Annotated in this window: 13 protein-coding genes; 6 read left to right on the top strand and 7 right to left on the bottom strand. The window is 61.5% G+C overall.

Going from position 1 to position 15,557, the window contains the following annotated elements:
• Position 1: 1 nt before the first annotated feature.
• From HFO71_RS22390 to HFO71_RS22415, 6 genes are all read right to left on the bottom strand, one after another.
• Complete coding sequence (locus tag HFO71_RS22390) at positions 2-1,099, bottom strand: ABC transporter permease (RefSeq protein WP_077976949.1); 1,098 nt, start codon at positions 1,097-1,099, stop codon at positions 2-4.
• Positions 1,100-1,105: 6 nt separating this feature from the next.
• Entirely contained in the window at positions 1,106-2,692 is a 1,587-nt protein-coding gene (locus tag HFO71_RS22395; protein ID WP_132612015.1) for an ABC transporter substrate-binding protein, read from the bottom strand.
• A gap of 42 nt (positions 2,693-2,734) precedes the next feature.
• Positions 2,735-3,685, bottom strand: a complete 951-nt coding sequence (locus HFO71_RS22400) for a dihydrodipicolinate synthase family protein (protein WP_132612013.1) — start codon at positions 3,683-3,685, stop codon at positions 2,735-2,737.
• Positions 3,686-3,767: 82 nt separating this feature from the next.
• Positions 3,768-4,655, bottom strand: a complete 888-nt coding sequence (locus tag HFO71_RS22405) for an SMP-30/gluconolactonase/LRE family protein (RefSeq protein WP_168287587.1) — start codon at positions 4,653-4,655, stop codon at positions 3,768-3,770.
• A complete protein-coding gene (locus HFO71_RS22410) occupies positions 4,652-5,482 on the bottom strand; it encodes an NAD-dependent epimerase/dehydratase family protein (protein ID WP_132612009.1) in 831 nt (276 codons plus the stop codon). Before HFO71_RS22410 ends, HFO71_RS22405 begins: the two co-directional genes overlap by 4 nt.
• A gap of 20 nt (positions 5,483-5,502) precedes the next feature.
• Positions 5,503-6,216, bottom strand: a complete 714-nt coding sequence (locus HFO71_RS22415) for a FadR/GntR family transcriptional regulator (RefSeq protein WP_026160238.1) — start codon at positions 6,214-6,216, stop codon at positions 5,503-5,505.
• Positions 6,217-6,533: 317 nt separating this feature from the next.
• Here HFO71_RS22415 and HFO71_RS22420 point away from each other — a divergent pair, with 317 nt between their 5' ends.
• From HFO71_RS22420 to HFO71_RS22445, 6 genes are all read left to right on the top strand, one after another.
• The gene (locus tag HFO71_RS22420; RefSeq protein WP_132612007.1) at positions 6,534-8,471 is read left to right on the top strand and encodes an ABC transporter substrate-binding protein; all 1,938 of its coding nucleotides are present in this window, start codon (positions 6,534-6,536) and stop codon (positions 8,469-8,471) included.
• Positions 8,472-8,594: 123 nt separating this feature from the next.
• The gene (locus HFO71_RS22425) at positions 8,595-9,581 is read left to right on the top strand and encodes an ABC transporter permease (protein ID WP_027664799.1); all 987 of its coding nucleotides are present in this window, start codon (positions 8,595-8,597) and stop codon (positions 9,579-9,581) included.
• Between the two features lie 9 nt (positions 9,582-9,590).
• A complete protein-coding gene (locus HFO71_RS22430; RefSeq protein ID WP_132612003.1) occupies positions 9,591-10,712 on the top strand; it encodes an ABC transporter permease in 1,122 nt (373 codons plus the stop codon).
• A gap of 7 nt (positions 10,713-10,719) precedes the next feature.
• A complete protein-coding gene (locus HFO71_RS22435) occupies positions 10,720-12,441 on the top strand; it encodes an ABC transporter ATP-binding protein (protein ID WP_132612001.1) in 1,722 nt (573 codons plus the stop codon).
• Complete coding sequence (locus HFO71_RS22440) at positions 12,438-13,649, top strand: mandelate racemase/muconate lactonizing enzyme family protein (RefSeq protein ID WP_221988420.1); 1,212 nt, start codon at positions 12,438-12,440, stop codon at positions 13,647-13,649. Before HFO71_RS22435 ends, HFO71_RS22440 begins: the two co-directional genes overlap by 4 nt.
• Before the next feature lie 12 nt (positions 13,650-13,661).
• On the top strand, positions 13,662-14,849 hold the full coding sequence (locus HFO71_RS22445) for a galactarate dehydratase (RefSeq protein WP_132611997.1): 1,188 nt from the start codon (positions 13,662-13,664) through the stop codon (positions 14,847-14,849).
• Positions 14,850-14,921: 72 nt separating this feature from the next.
• Here HFO71_RS22445 and HFO71_RS22450 read toward each other — a convergent pair whose 3' ends face one another.
• Positions 14,922-15,494, bottom strand: coding sequence for an NADPH-dependent FMN reductase (locus HFO71_RS22450; RefSeq protein WP_221958424.1), 573 nt, complete (start codon positions 15,492-15,494; stop codon positions 14,922-14,924).
• Positions 15,495-15,557 lie beyond the last annotated feature (63 nt).

Below are 15,557 nucleotides of genomic sequence, written 5' to 3' on the forward strand. Positions count from 1 at the left end.
GTCACCGTGTCCTCGGATCAAGAATGCGATAAAGGAAGTCCGACAGGATGTTGATCGTCAGGAAGACGGCGCCGATCGTCAGCACCGAACCCATGACCACATTCATGTCGTTCATCTGTAGCCCTCGGGTCAGGTACTGGCCGAGCCCCGGCCACCCGAAGACGGTCTCGATCAGCACCGCGCCTTCGAGCAGCCCGCCGAAGGTCAGCGCCATGATCGTTAAAAGCTGCACGCGGATGTTCTTGAAGGCATGGCGCCAGACCACCTTGCGGGTGCCGAGCCCCTTTGCCCGGGCGGTGATGATGTATTCCTGGCTCAGTTGCTCCAGCATGAAGCTCCGCGACATGCGGCTGATATAGGCGACGGAATAGTAGCCGAGGATTGCCGCCGGCAGGATGATGTGGCCAAGGGCGTTGTAAAACACGTCCCATTGGCCCTGAATCGCCGCGTCGATCAGGAGGAAGCCCGTCATCGGCGTGACGAGGCCTTCATAGAAGACATCGATCCGGCCCGAGGCGCCGACGAGCTTCAGCTTCGCATAAAAGACGAAGAGCGCCATCAGCCCGGTCCAGAAGATCGGGATGGAGTGGCCGGCAAGGGCGACGATCCGAGCGATGTGGTCGATAACGGTCCCGCGCCTGACCGCAGCGGTGATCCCTAAGGGGACGCCGACGATCGCCCCGATGATCATGGCGATGATCGCAAGTTCGATCGTCGCGGGAAAGATCGTCAGGAGATCGGTGAGGATCGGCTGGCCCGTCGTCGCCGACATGCCGAGATCGCCTGTGGCGATCTTGCCGACGTAGGACAGGAACTGCATCCAGATCGGCTGCCCAAGACCCAACTCGTTATAGACGCGATCGTAAACCTCCTTGCTGACTTCCGCCCCGGTGATTGATAGCACCGGGTCGGCGGGCAGCAGGCGACCCATCGAGAAGGTCAGGAAGAGCAGGCCGAGCAGCGTCGTCACGACGGCCACAATACGTCCTGCCAGGCGCCGCAGCAGGCTCAGTGCCGGGTGCGGGGCCGCCTCTGCGAACCCGCCCGCCGGGGAGTGCCGGCTGCTCCCCCCCTTCGATGTCATATCGGCGCTTGCCACGGCGTTCTACTCCTTGGTCACGTCATGCCAGCGCGTCGACCATGTCGTATGCCCGTGATAGCCCTTCACGTTGGCGCGCATGACATAGGGGTCGGTTCGCTGGAAGAAGATGACCAGCGGCGAAGCCATGCCGGCATAGATGCCGTCCATCTTCTTGAAGATGTCGGTACGCTTTTCCGTGTCGCGCTCCTTCATCGATTGGTCGATGAGCGTGTTGAGCTCGTCCACTTTCATGCCCGTGCGCCAGAGGTAATAGCTGCCGAGGCGTGCTTCGTCGCTATTGTCGGGGTTGAAGGCATATTGCGTGGCGACCGCGAAGGGATCGGGCAGACGGGCGCCGGAATTGCCGAGCAGCACTTCGAATTTGCGCTCGCGGAAGGCGGGCGTGAACTCGCCGGGCACGAGATCGAGATCAATGCCGGCGGCGCGGGCACTCGCCTGCAGCGCTTCAGCGAAGGGCAGGGTCGGGGCTCCCGACGGATTGAGCACCTTCTTCAGGCCATTGGGATATCCGGCCTCCGCCAGCAGTTGCTTGGCCTTGGCGGGATCGTAATCGTAGCGCACCGCCGCCTCGCCGGGAGCGCCGATCATGCCGCGCGGGATCATCGACTGCCAGGGAAAGCCCGTATGGCGCATGATGTTGCCGGAGATCGCTTTCCAGTCGAAGGCATGCTGGAAGGCCTCGCGAACCTTCGGCTTCTGCAGATCCGGGTCTTTCTGATTGAGGGCGATATAGTAGAAGCCGAGACCCGGGACATTCTCGATGACCATGTCCTTCTTGGTGGCGAGCGCATCGAGATCGCCGCTTGCCACATACTGGCCGACATCGACGTCGCCGGCTTCGAGCTGAAGCCGGAGATTGCCGGATTCCGGGATATGACGAGCGACGACGCGCGCCATGGCCGGCTTGCCGCCCCAGTATTTCGGCTGCGCATTGAAGATCGCGACATCGTTCGGCCGCCACTGCGCCAGGCTGAATGGGCCACTGCCGGCGGAATTGGCGGAAAGCCAGGCGCCGCCGAAATCGCCGTTCGCTTCGTGCGACAGCACCGTCTTCTTGTCGACGATCCCGATCGACGAGCCCGCCAGCGAATAGAGCACCAGATCGGTATTGACCGCTTGCGGCAGCTCGATCTCGAGCGTGTGTTCGTCTTTTGCGCGAACGAGCTTTTCGACGTTTTCAGGCGTGAAGCCCCAGAGCGCGACGTCGGTGGAGCCGACCTGGCCCATCTTGATGACGCGCTGGATCGACCAGGCGGCATCTTCGGCGGTCACCTTGTTGCCGCTCTGGAAGACCGCGTCGTTGCGTAATGTCAGCGTGATGATCTTGCCGTCCGCCGAGACGCTCCATTGCGTCGCGAGCATCGGCTTCAGCGTTTTGAGGTCGTCCGGCGACAGCTGCACGAGGTTGTCGTAGAGGTTCGAGATCAGTTCGGAAACCGTGCGGGCATTGTTCTGGGCTGGATCGAGCGTCCTTATGCCGGTGAGATTGGTGCCGATCACCAGCATGTTGGGCGGCGACGCCGCGAAGCTGGGCTGCGCCGTCGTCAGGGCGCCGGCAATTGCGATCGTTGTCAGTACTTGTCTCAGCATCTCAAGACCTCCCAATCCTGTTGTTTGTGGATAATGTCGAACTCAGCCGGCCGCCTTTACGGCCGGCTGGTCTGAATGAGTTTGAATGTCGCCTTCGGCCTCCCAGCCTTGAAGCAGCCGATGAAGCTCCTCGCGGTCATGCTGGTCGAGCTGCGGCAATCCCGGCACACGCACGGGACCGACATCGAGACCGGAATAGGTGACGGCTTCCTTGACGACGGTCACGTTCGCGCCATTGCGGAATTTGGTTCGCATCCGCTCGAATGGCTCGAGCTTGTTGACGATCGCCCTGGCGGCGGCAAAGTCGGCTTTTTCAAGCGCAGCATGGACCGCAAGCGATAGTTTCGGCGCGACATTAACGAGGCCGGACGTGAAGCCGCGGGCGCCGGCTGCGGTAAATGTCGGCGCCCAGCTCTCCGCCAGGCCGCAGACGAACAGCGCGCCGTCGGGGCTCGCCGCCGGGATCGCTCTCGACAGCAACATCAGATCGGTCGTGGCGAATTTGATGCCGGCAATATTGCCGTGATTTGCGAGGCGGACGATATCGGTGACGGCGAAACCATCCGCCCTGACATAGGCGATGAGCGGCAGGGCGGAAGCATCCGCAAGATTGCAGAAATAGTCGATCTGGGCCGCAGGTGCTGCGAAAGGATCGACGGGCTGATGCGACATGACGGCGGATGCGCCGATCGCGGCCGCATCTTTCGCCATGCCGATCGCCTCGCGCAGCGACCGGCCGATCGCCGCCGTCACCGGCGCCTTGCCGGCAACGCCTGAAACCGCCGCCTCGTGGACGATCCTGATCTCCTGCGGCGTCAGAGCATAGAATTCCCCGGTATTTCCGGCAGCGACGATGTTGTGAATGCCCGCTGCCGCCACCCGCTCATAGACCTTCGCGGTGATCCGGGGTTCGACTTCACCCTTGCCGTCATAGGCGGTGACCGGAACACCCGATACGCCTGTAAGCGCCTTGCGCATGGTTGCGATGCTCATCTTTCTTCCCCGTTATCTTTCCATCAATCCGCCGTTACCCGAAGGATGATCGGCACGCTGTCACCCGGTGATCGGCACGCTGTCATCCGACAGGATCTCCGAAGCGGAAGGTCGGTAGGCCCTCTGCATCCACGTCGAAGGCGATCACCGTCCCCGCCTCGAAACGTCCGGTGCGGTCCGTCGACAGGCTCGTGACGAAGAGGGTGCGCAGATCCGGCCCACCGAAACACGGCATCGTCGGTGCGGGGACCGGCAGAATGTAGATTTCGACGATTTCGCCTTCGGGCGATATTCGGTTGAGGCGACCGGCGGAAACGCCGGCACTCCAGTAGAACCCGTCACTATCGGTTGTCGCTCCGTCCGGCCGACCCTCGTCTTCCGTGAAGCTGCGAAGCCGGCGCCCATCGCCGAGGTCGCCCGTATCAGGATCGAAGTCGAATGCCTGCAGGAAGCATTGCCGGCTGTCGGAGTGATACATCCGCCGGCCGTCCGGCGACCAGGCAAGGCCGTTGGAACTCGTCAGTCCGGTTGCAGCGGTCTGCGTGCGGCCATCGGCGCCCACGCGGTAAAGTGCGGCCTCATCGGTCTGCGGCTTGGCTTCGCTGAACGAGCCGATCCAGAACTGCCCGTCGGGGCCGACCTTTCCATCGTTGAGGCGGCAGTTGATGTGGCGCCCGACCGGATCGCACAGAAATTCGAAATCTCCGGAGACGGGATCGAAGAGATGGACGCCCGTCTGAAGCGCCACGACGATCCTGTGATCTCGGCAAAGCCCGAGCGCGCCGATTGCGGCCGGCATGTCGAAGCGGTCGATCTTTTCTGAATGCGAAAGCCGGACGAGTGCCGGCGCCAGAATATCGACGAACCACAAAGTGCCGGTCTCCTCGTCCCATACCGGCGATTCACCGACCGTGAGTGGTTGCTGGATAACGGAACGGACGTCCGGGCGGATGACCCGAGGCGCCGTCATTCAACCGTCTCCGGGCTCTTGGCCAAGCCATCGGCGTCGCGCATACGGATGGTGCCGTCGTGATTGATCTCACAGAACCCGCCACCCTGGAACGCCAGCGCGACCGGCCCCTCGGATCCCTCTTCGATCAGGGCGTGGTCACGCGGCCGGTCCTGCGGCTGGTAGCCCAATCGTGTCGCCAGATCGTTCTCCCACCACATCTCCTCGGTGTCGGAAACGCCGTAGACCACTGTTGCTGCGATCAACGGGTGCGAAAGGCCGATCCTGACCAATTGCGCCAGGTCTCGCGCGCTGATCCAGATCGCAATGGATCGCTCGCTGTTGGGATAGGTGCCCGCATTGCCGATGCGGATGGAAAGAGAGCGAATGCCCGATGTGTCGTAATAAAGCCCCGCCACAAGCTCGCCCCAGCATTTGGAAAGTCCATATGGGCTGTCGGGTCGCATCGGGTCGAGCGGCGACACGAGCTGGCCGCGCGGATAAAAGCCGGTGGCATGATTGCTCGATGCATAGACGACCCGCTGAACCTGGTTGATCCGCGCCGCTTCGTAGAGATTGTATGTTCCAAGCACGTTCGCGTGCAGAATGGCGTTCATGTCCGTGCCGCTTGCGATACCCGCCAGATGGACGACGCCATCAATATCCTTCAGCGCAGCCGTCGCCTCGTTGAGCTTTGTAAGGTCGGCCTTTACGAAATTCTCGTTTTCGCCAAGCCCGTCAGGTTCCTGGAGATCGATCAGGCTGAGGTGCTCGACATGCGACCGAAGAAGCGGACGCAGCAGCGTCCCTACACGTCCGGCAGCACCCGTCATAGCGACCCGTTTCATCGTCTCTCCTCCCATATCGCTCAAACGCCCTGGAACATGCGGGCGCGCGCATTCAGTATGTGTCTTTTCATCGCATCGTGCGCTTCGGTTTCCCGGTGCGCAAAGATCGCCTCGACGATCACCGCATGCTCATCCTGGACGCTGCGGATCTGTTCCGGCGTCCGCTTCAAGCTCAAGCTTCGCGTAACGGAATGCCCGATGGCGAAATGCGGCTTGAACCACTCGCGCAAGGTGATGTGGAACTGGTTACCGGTCGCCATGGCAATTGCATCGTGCAGAGCCTGGTCCTCCTCGGCGCCAAGCTCCCCATTGCGCAAACATTGCTCGATCGAAAGAAGCGCTGCCGTTATGCGCTCCTTGTCGACCGGTTGCCAGTTTCGCGCTGCAAGCTCCGCCGCCTCGGCTTCGAGACCGGCGCGGAATTCGAAGAACCGCTGGACATCGGCCAAGGAGCCGACCGGCACCATTTTCAGCATCGACGAATCCGGCCTTTGCCGGACATAGGAACCGGAACCCTTGCGCGAAACGACCAGGCCATCGGCTCTCAAGCGTTCGAGCGCTTCGCGCACGACGGGTCTCGATGCGCCGAAATCAGCGGCGAGCTTCGTCTCCGGCGGCAGCCGTTCGTTCACCGGAAAATTGCCGTCGGCGATCATCCCCACGATCTTCTCGTAGATGATGTCGCTGAAGCGCGTTGCGCCCCTGTTCGAAACGGCATCGACGGCGAATGTCATCATGGTCCTTTTCTCTCAACGCCGCGTGCGCCGGGTCAGCGGCCGCACCCTAGCTGTCGCCGGCCACGATGTTCAGGGCGGTGACAGCATCTGACAGATCCAACGTTTTTCGTGCTATTGGCCGCGTTTCAGCGGCTCAACGTCGCATTTCAATGCAGCATGGCTACAAAATTTGTAATTATCTGTCAACTCTTGTAATCATTTGAGAAGGTGTCTATGGTTTCGGTCGTAGCGCCGAGGAGGGCGCCAGCGTCGGGTCGGGAGCCCGCCGCATCAGCCGGTGCAAAGGCTGCGCCGGCACAAAAGGGAGGAATTCGATGGCCAAAGAAATACTGTCGCGTGGCGTCACCCGCCGCGCCGTGCTTGGCGGCATGGCTGGTGTCGCGGCGCTGTCTATCGCCGGTCGCGTCTCAGCCGCAGGCGGCGAAGCGCCGGCCCTTGCGCAGCTCGCCAAGGATGGAAAGCTGCCGCCGCTCGCCGAGCGCCTGCCGAAAAAGCCGATGGTCGTGGCGCCGTTCGAGAAGGTCGGCACCTATGGCGGTTCGCTGCGCCGCGGCCTTCGCGGTTCATCCGACCATAACGGCATCCTGCGTATGGTCGGCAACCAGAGCCTTGTACGCTGGAACCTCGATTTTACCGCCGTGCAGCCGAACCTTGCCGAGCGCTGGGAAGTCAGCGACGACGCAACACAATTCACGTTCCATCTGATCGAAGGCGTGCGCTGGTCCGACGGTCATCCCTTTACGGCCGATGACGTCGTTTTCGCGATCGAAGACTGCGTCAAGAACACCGAGCTCTACAGCTCGACCCCGGCGCAGCTTGCTGTCGCCGGCAAGCCGGTCACGGTCGAGAAGATCGACGATTATACGGTGAGGTTCACCTTTGCTGCGGCCAACGCGCTTTACCTGGAAAACCTCGCCACACCGCTTGGCCAGCATCCGACGCTGTTCCCGAAGCATTATTGCAGCCAGTTCCTGCCGAAATATAATCCCAATATCGAGGCCGATGCGAAGAAGGCCGGCGTCACCAGTTGGACGGAGTTGTTCCGCAGCCGTTGCGGCGACATCGAGATCCCGTCGCGATGGGGCAATGTCGACAAGCCGACGCTCGATCCATGGGTGGTCAAGGAGCCCTATGCCGGCGGTGCTACGCGCGTCGTCATGACCCGCAACCCTTTTTTCTGGCAGGTCGATACCGAGGGCAATCAGCTCCCCTACATCGATGAAATCAACTTCGGCATCTCGCAGGACGTCGAATCGCTGATGCTGAACGTCATCTCTGGAAAGATCGACATCCAGGAGCGTCACATCAGCGTTCTCGCCAACAAGCCGACGTTGTCCAAGAACATGGAAAAGGGCGATTATCGGCTGCTGACGCTCGTGCCTTCGGCCTCGCAACAGTGCCAGATCTACTTTAACATCACCCACAAAGATCCTGCCATGCGCAAGATGTTTGCCGACAAGTCGTTTCGGCAAGCGCTCTCGATCGGCATCAATCGCCAGGAGCTCATCGACATCGTCTATTTCGGACAGAGCGAGCCCTACCAGGCCGGGCCGCGTCCGACCCATCCCTGGTATAACGAGACATACGCGCGCCAATTCACCGAATTTGACGCCGACAAGGCAGGCGCGATGCTCGATGAGGCCGGCTATAAGAAAGGCGGCGACGGTTTTCGCCTCCGGCCCGACGGCCAGAAGGTGTTCTTCTCGATCGACGTCATTCCGACCCTCTATCCCGACCTCGTCGATGCCCTGGAACTGGTCAAGGCGCATTGGGCTCAGATCGGTATCGACATGAAGGTCAATACGATCGAGCGGGCGCTCTATTACACCCGCGGCGACGACAACGCCCATGATGCGGCGGTGTGGCCGGGTCCTGGCGGTCTCGATCCGATGCTCGATCCGCGCGATTTCTTCGCCTTCCATCCGCAGGGTTCGCGTTACGCCATCCCGTGGACGCTTTGGTACACCTCCAACGGTGCCCGCGGCGAAGAACCGCCGGAAAGCCAGAAGAAGCGCATGAAGCTCTTCGACGAAGCGCGTTCGACGGCCGATCTCGACAAGCGCGGCGCGATCATGAAGCAGATCTTCGACATCGCGGCCGAGGAGTTCGAGACCGTCGGCCTTTGCCTTGCCGTCGGCGGCTTCGGCATCATCCGCAATAATCTACGCAATGTTCCCGAGAAGGAGCCGGATAGCTGGTCCTGGCCCAATCCCGGCCCTGCAATGCCGCAGCAATTCACCTTCACGAGCTGATTTTCGTCTTGAGCGCCGTACCATCAGGTACGGCGCTTTTTTTCAGTTCGCCCTCCGAGATGCCTTGCCGGCCCCGACGGCCGACAGGGCCCGGAAGGCGGCGTTCAATGCAAGAGGCGCCTCATGCTGGTCTTTATCGCCAAACGCTTCCTATGGATGATTCCATCGCTGTTTGCCGTCAGCTTCCTGGCTTTCGTGCTGATCCAGTTACCGCCGGGCGATTATGTCACCACCTATATTGCGACGCTGGCAGCCTCCAACGAGATCGTCGATCAGAACACGGCGGCGCAATTGCGTGAGCGCTTCGGCCTCGGCGACCCGATGCTCGTCCAATATTTCAAATGGATGTGGGGCATTCTCACGCGCGGCGATTTCGGCATCTCCTTCGAATGGCAGCAGCCGGTCTCGGACCTGATCTGGGAGCGCATGGCGCTGACGCTCGTGTTGGCGCTGTCGACATTAATCGCCACCTGGGCGATCGCGCTGCCAATCGGCGTCTATTCTGCCGTGCGCAAATATTCGATCGGTGACTATTTCTTCACCGCCTTCACCTTTTTCGGCCTGGCCGTTCCGTCCTTCCTGCTGGCGCTGGTGCTGATGTATGTCGCGGCGGTCGAATTCGGACAGGATGTCGGCGGGCTCTTTTCGCCGGAATACGAGAACGCGTCCTGGAGCTTCGCCAAGATGGTCGACCTCTTCTCGCATCTCTGGCTTCCCGTCATCATCCTTGCCGTCTCCTCGACGGCGAGCCTCATCCGCGTCATGCGCGCCAACATGCTCGATGAACTGCCGAAGCCTTACGTGACCACGGCACGGGCAAAAGGCCTCTCAGAGTTCCGGCTGCTGATGAAATATCCTCTGATGATCGCGCTCAATCCGTTCATCTCGACGATCGCCTGGCTGCTGCCCAACCTCATTTCCGGCTCGGTCGTCGTCGCCATCGTCCTCAATCTGCCGACGGCCGCACCCTTGCTGCTGCAGGCACTGATGGCCCAGGATATGTATCTCGCCGGCGCCTTCGTCCTGCTGATCTGCGCGCTGACGCTGATAGGCTCTTTGATCAGCGACATCCTGCTTGCGCTGGTCGATCCCCGCATCCGGTTGGAGTAGGAGCCTCACATGGCTGACATCACCGTTACGAACATTCCGCCGGATCGCGCCGCCGTTGCATCCCAGTGGCAGCTCATCTGGTGGGCTTTCCGCCGGCACCGGCTGGCCATGGTGGCGCTCGTCGTCACCGTGCTGATGTATATCGTCGCCCTTATTCCCGGCTTCTTCGCCATTAACGATCCGTACCTGCAAAATGCGCGGGCGACCTTTCACCCGCCGCAGAGATTGCATCTGATCGATACCGAGAACGGGTTCTCCTTCGGCCCGCATTATTATCCGATGAAGCTGACCCGCGATCCGGAAACGTTGGCCGCCATCTACAAGGAAGACACGACAAAACGTGTCGACGTCCAGTTCTTCGGGCGCGGCTATGAATATTCGGTGTTCGGCCTGTTCAGGACCAACATCCATCTGATCGCCTCGCCCGACAAGACGACGCCGCTGCTTCTGTTCGGCGCCGACAGGCTTGGGCGCGATGTCTTCAGCCGAACGGTGCAGGGCTCGCAGATCTCGTTGTCGATCGGCCTCGTCGGCGTCTTCTTCTCGTTGATGCTCGGCATCGTGCTCGGCGGCATCTCGGGATATTACGGCGGCCGGATCGATTTCTTCCTGCAGCGGGTGATCGATTTCGTGCTGTCGTTGCCGACGATCCCGATCTGGCTGGCAATGGCCGCGGCCCTGCCGCAGGACTGGCCTGCGACGCTGCAATATATGATGATCACGATCATCCTGTCGCTGACCGGCTGGGCGCAGCTCGCCCGCGTCGTTCGCGGCCGATTCCTGTCTTTGCGCACCGAGGAATTCGTCGCCGCCGCCAGGCTCGACGGCGTTCGCGAAAGGCGCATCATCTTTCGCCATATGCTGCCGAGCTTTGCCAGCCATATCATCGCGTCGATCACGCTTGCGGTGCCGGCGATGATCCTTGCCGAAACCTCTCTCTCCTTCCTGGGGCTCGGTCTGCAGCCGCCGACTATCTCCTGGGGCGTGCTTCTGCGCGAGGCCCAGAACATTCGCTCGATCGCCACCGCGCCATGGCTCTTCATGCCGGGCTGCGCCGTCGTGGTCGCCGTGATGGCGCTCAACCTTCTCGGCGACGGCCTGCGCGATGCGGCCGACCCCTACAACAAGTGAGGCCGGCATGACCGATATCCTTCCTATTGCCGGCAGGCCGCTGTTGCAGGTGAAAAATCTGACGGTCGAGTTCCCTCTGCGCACCGGCGTATTTCGCGCCGTCAGCGATCTGTCTTTCTCGATCGAGCCGGGCAAGACCCTCTGTGTCGTCGGCGAAAGCGGATCCGGCAAGTCGGTGACGGCGCGATCGATTCTGCAGATCGTCGATGCGCCCGGCCGCATATCCGGCGGATCGATCATATTGAACGATCAGAACGGCGGCTCGATCGATCTGACCAGCCTCAGCCCGCGCGGGCGTCAGATCCGAGCGATCCGCGGCCGCGACATCGCCATGATCTTCCAGGAGCCGATGTCGTCGCTGTCGCCGATCCACACGGTCGGCAACCAGATCGTCGAGGCGCTTCGCCTTCACACCAGGATGAGCAAGGCAGAGGCGCGCGCTGAAGCCATATCGCTGCTCAGCCAGGTCGAGATTCCCTCGCCGGAAAAAGCGCTGGACCGATATGCCTTTCAATATTCCGGCGGGATGCGCCAGCGCGCCATGATTGCCATGGCGCTCGCCTGCAAACCGCAGCTGCTGATCGCCGACGAGCCGACCACGGCCCTCGATGTGACGACCCAGGCTGAAATTCTCGACCTGATTGCCCGACTGCAGAAGGCCAAGGGCATGGCGGTTCTGTTCATCACGCATGACATGGGTGTCGTGGCGCAGATCGCCGACGATGTGCTGGTCATGCATAACGGCGTCGCCAAGGAATATGCGCCGGTCGAGCAGATCTTTCATGCGCCGAAAGACGACTATACCCGTATGCTGATCGGCTCGGTGCTGAAGCTGGAAGCGAAGGCCGAAATCCGGCTGGCGCGCCCGCCGCTCGACACGACGGCGGCACCGATCCTCGAACTCCGCAACGTCTCGATGGATTTCGGCGAGGTGAAAGCGCTGGACGATATTTCCATTTCGCTTCTGCCAGGGGAAACGCTCGGCATCGTCGGCGAGAGCGGATCCGGCAAAACGACGATGGGCCGCTCGATCATGCGGCTGATCGATCCGACTGCTGGCGAAATCCTCTATCGCCGCGCCGACGGCGACATCATCGATCTGGCAACGGCAAAAGGTCAGACGCTTGCCGCAGCAAGGCGGGAATTGCGGATGGTTTTCCAGGATCCTTTCGGCTCCCTCAACCCACGCATGACCGTCTCCCAGATCATCGGCGAGCCGTTGCTCGTCAATGGCGTCGCAAAGGGGCGGGCGCTGGAGGAGCGCGTTTGCCATCTGATGGAGCAGGTTGGCCTCGACCCGAGGGCGCGCGAGCGCTACCCGCACGCATTCTCCGGCGGTCAGCGTCAGCGCATCGGCATTGCTCGCGCCATCACCCTCAATCCGCGCGTCATCGTTGCCGACGAGGCAACCTCGGCGCTTGACGTCTCGGTGCGCTCGCAGGTGCTCGATCTGTTGATGCGCCTGCAGGACGAACTCGGTCTCGCCTATATCTTCATCAGTCATGATATCGGCGTTATCCGCTACATGTGTGACCGTGTCGGCGTCATGTACAAAGGCCAGCTCGTCGAAATCGGTGACGCCGAGAAGGTCTGCCGCACACCCGAACATGCCTATACGCAGGCGCTCATATCAGCGATCCCGCGCCCCGATCCGCGTGATCGTGATCAATCGCGGCGTTTCCGATACGTCGCGCCGGACATTTTGAAGAATGGGAGTTTTCAGCGATGAAAATCACCGGGATCCGCACTTTTCTCATGCATGTCGGTCAGCCTGATCCGGCGAACTGGGCTTCCGACCAGCGGTCCAGTAGTGGCGCCTCGAAACAGCTCGGCGGCACCCGAAATTGGCTCTTTCTAAAGATCGATACCGATGAGGGCATTACCGGCATCGGTGAATGCTCCGGCTGGCCGCGCGTCGTCGAGACGGCGATCCATGATCTCGCCCCACTCCTCATTGGCGAAGATCCCGCCCATATCGAACGGCTATGGCAGAAGATGCATATCACGATGATGGGCCATGGCATGCTCGGAACGGTCGGAGGCGGTGCGATGACCGGCATCGACATGGCGCTATGGGACATCAAGGGCAAGGCGCTCGGCGTGCCTGTCTGGATGCTGCTCGGCGGCAAGGTGCGTGACCGGATCCCGATCTATTCGCATGCGAATACGCCCGAGCGCGCGCTTGCCATCAAAGCGCGAGGCATAAAGGCGATCAAATGCGGCGGCGTCGCCGATCCGGTCCGCAAGGTTGCTGCGCTGCGTGACGCCGTCGGTGACGCCATGGACATCGCCATCGATCTGCATGGACCGCCGTGGCTGACGCCTGCGGATGCCTGCCGGCTGGTGCGGGCGCTCGAACCCTATGAATTGATGTGGGTGGAAGATCCGATTGCGCCGGAGAATATCGACGGCTACCGGCGCATCCGCGACGCAGCACATGTGCCGCTTGCCGCCGGCGAGCGCTCGGCGACCATCTTCGGCGAGCGTGAGCTCATCGAGAAGGAGCTGGTCGACGTGATCCAGCCGGACACCGGCCGGGCCGGGGGCATCACCCAGATGAAGAAGATCGCGGCCATGGCCGAAGCCCATCATATCCAGATGGCGCCGCATTCGGGTTCGCTCGGGCCGGTGGCGGAATATGCGGCTCTGCATCTGCTTGCAGCGATTCCCAACGCCCTCATCCTCGAGCGCCTCGACGACGACTGGGACGGCCGCCGCCAGACGATCGTGCCGCATCCGCAACAGGTCGACGGCTTGATCGCCGTTCCTGATGGCCCGGGACTTGGCTGCGATATCGACGAGGCCTTCGTGGCGCGCTTCCCCAGCAACGGCAATGTCTCGGTGCCGCAAAGTGCGGGTGCCTACAATCCCGGAACCGACAACGAGCATCTCTACGTGCAGACGCGCCAGTCGCGCCGCACCTATTTCAATCGCTAGAAGGACAGAAAGATGAAGATCGACCGCATGCGGGTTTTCATGACCCGCGACAAGGACCGTCCGCGCGTGATCGTCGCGCTCGACACCGATGACGGGCTGACGGGTTGGGGCGAATGCTACAATCACGGCCCCGACAAGGCGCTGCCGCCGCTGCTCGATTATCTCTTCGGATTTGTCTCCGGCCAGGACCCGACACGCGTGGAGTATCTCGTCAATCTGCTGATCCAGCAGAGCCGCTTTCCGCCGGGGGCGCTTGGCCTTGCCTCCATCTCGGCGCTCGATCACTGCCTGTGGGACCTTGCGGCCAAGGCGGTGAATGTCCCGGTCTACAAGCTGCTCGGCGGCGAAGTGCGCGACCGCATCAAGGTCTATGCCGGTGTCTATACCGCGCCGGATGCGCCGGCGGCCCGCGACGAATTCGACCGCCTGAAGGAGGGATGGGGGTTCACCGCCTTCAAGCTCAGCCCTTGGCGGATCGACATGCACTCCAACCGCTGGGGTAATGTCGTGAAAGCCTCGGCGGATTATTTCCGCTCGCTTCGCGAAACGGTCAATGACGAATACGAAATCGCCTTCGATGCCCATGCCAAGATTTTCGAACCGATCGCCGCTCGCCAGCTCGGCAATGCGCTGGCGCCTTATGACCCGCTGTTTTTCGAGGAGCCGCTGCGTCCCGAGAACATCGAGGCTTGGGGCGACCTGAAACAGGGGCTCAACTGCACACTTGCGACCGGCGAGTCGCTCTATAACAGAAACGAGTTCCTGCGGCTGCTGCAGGTCAAGGGCGCCGACCTCATCCAGCCCGACATCTGCGTCGTCGGCGGCATCAGCGAAATGCGCCGCATCGCCACACTCGCCGAAGCCTTCTTCGTCGGCGTGGCGCCGCATAACCCGATGGGTCCGCTTGCCACGGCGGTCAACGTTCATTTTTCGGCGGCGGCGCAGAATTTCCGCATCCTCGAATACCGGCTGCCAAAGGGACAGGCCTATGTCTATGGCGGCCTCGATATCGAGAAGCGGGAGGGGGAAACCCGCTATGTCGTCGATCCCTATCTGCCGAAGGACGGCTATCTGGAGCTGCGTCCCGACCGGCCGGGCTGGGGCGTCGAAATGGACGAGAAGGCGATGGAAGAGGAAGGCTACATTCATTGGCAGCGACGGGTGCCGAAGCGACCCGACGGCTCCTACGCCTTCGCCTGAGGGCATTGCCCGCTTTAAAAAACAGGAGCTGACCGCCCGGATGGCGCGGCCAGCTCCTGCAGGGCGACGGCTCTAGGCATCTTTCGGCAGCACTGAGCGAACCCTTGCGATGAAGACATGGAAGTCCCGCATGTAAGTGCGAAGGAAATCGGCGGTTTTGTCGTTGGTGACCTCGCCGTCATCGGTGATCAGCCCCGGTGTGAACTGGATGTAGGCTTCCGGGGCATTCATCTGGGGAGAGTTGCAGAAACTGAGCACACTGCGCAAATTCTGCTGGGCGACTGCCGTGCCTATCGCACCCGGCGACGTGCCGATCACCGCTGACGGCTTGCGTGTGAACGAGTTGGTGCCGTAAGGGCGGCTCGCCCAGTCGATGGCGTTTTTCAGCCCGCCGGGTATGGATCGATTGTATTCGGGCGTGACGAACAGCACGGCGTCGACGGCCGCGATTGCCGCCTTGAATGCCTTGCCAGCCGGAGGGTAGTCGGCGTCGTAGTCGTAGCTGTAGAGCGGCAGGTCCTTGAAGGATATCTCCGACATTTCAAGTTCCGGCGGCGCGAACCGAACCAACGCTTTCGCGAGCTTGCGGTTGATCGAGCCCTTTGCGAGGCTGCCGATGAGATAGCCTACTTTATGCGTGGTCATGGCGGTCTCCAATATCTCGCATGATAAAGGATCTATCATACGCAAAAATCAAAGAAGGGTCTC

It is taken from the genome of Rhizobium laguerreae (assembly GCF_019778565.1).
GTDB classification, from domain to species: Bacteria; Pseudomonadota; Alphaproteobacteria; order Rhizobiales; family Rhizobiaceae; genus Rhizobium; species Rhizobium laguerreae.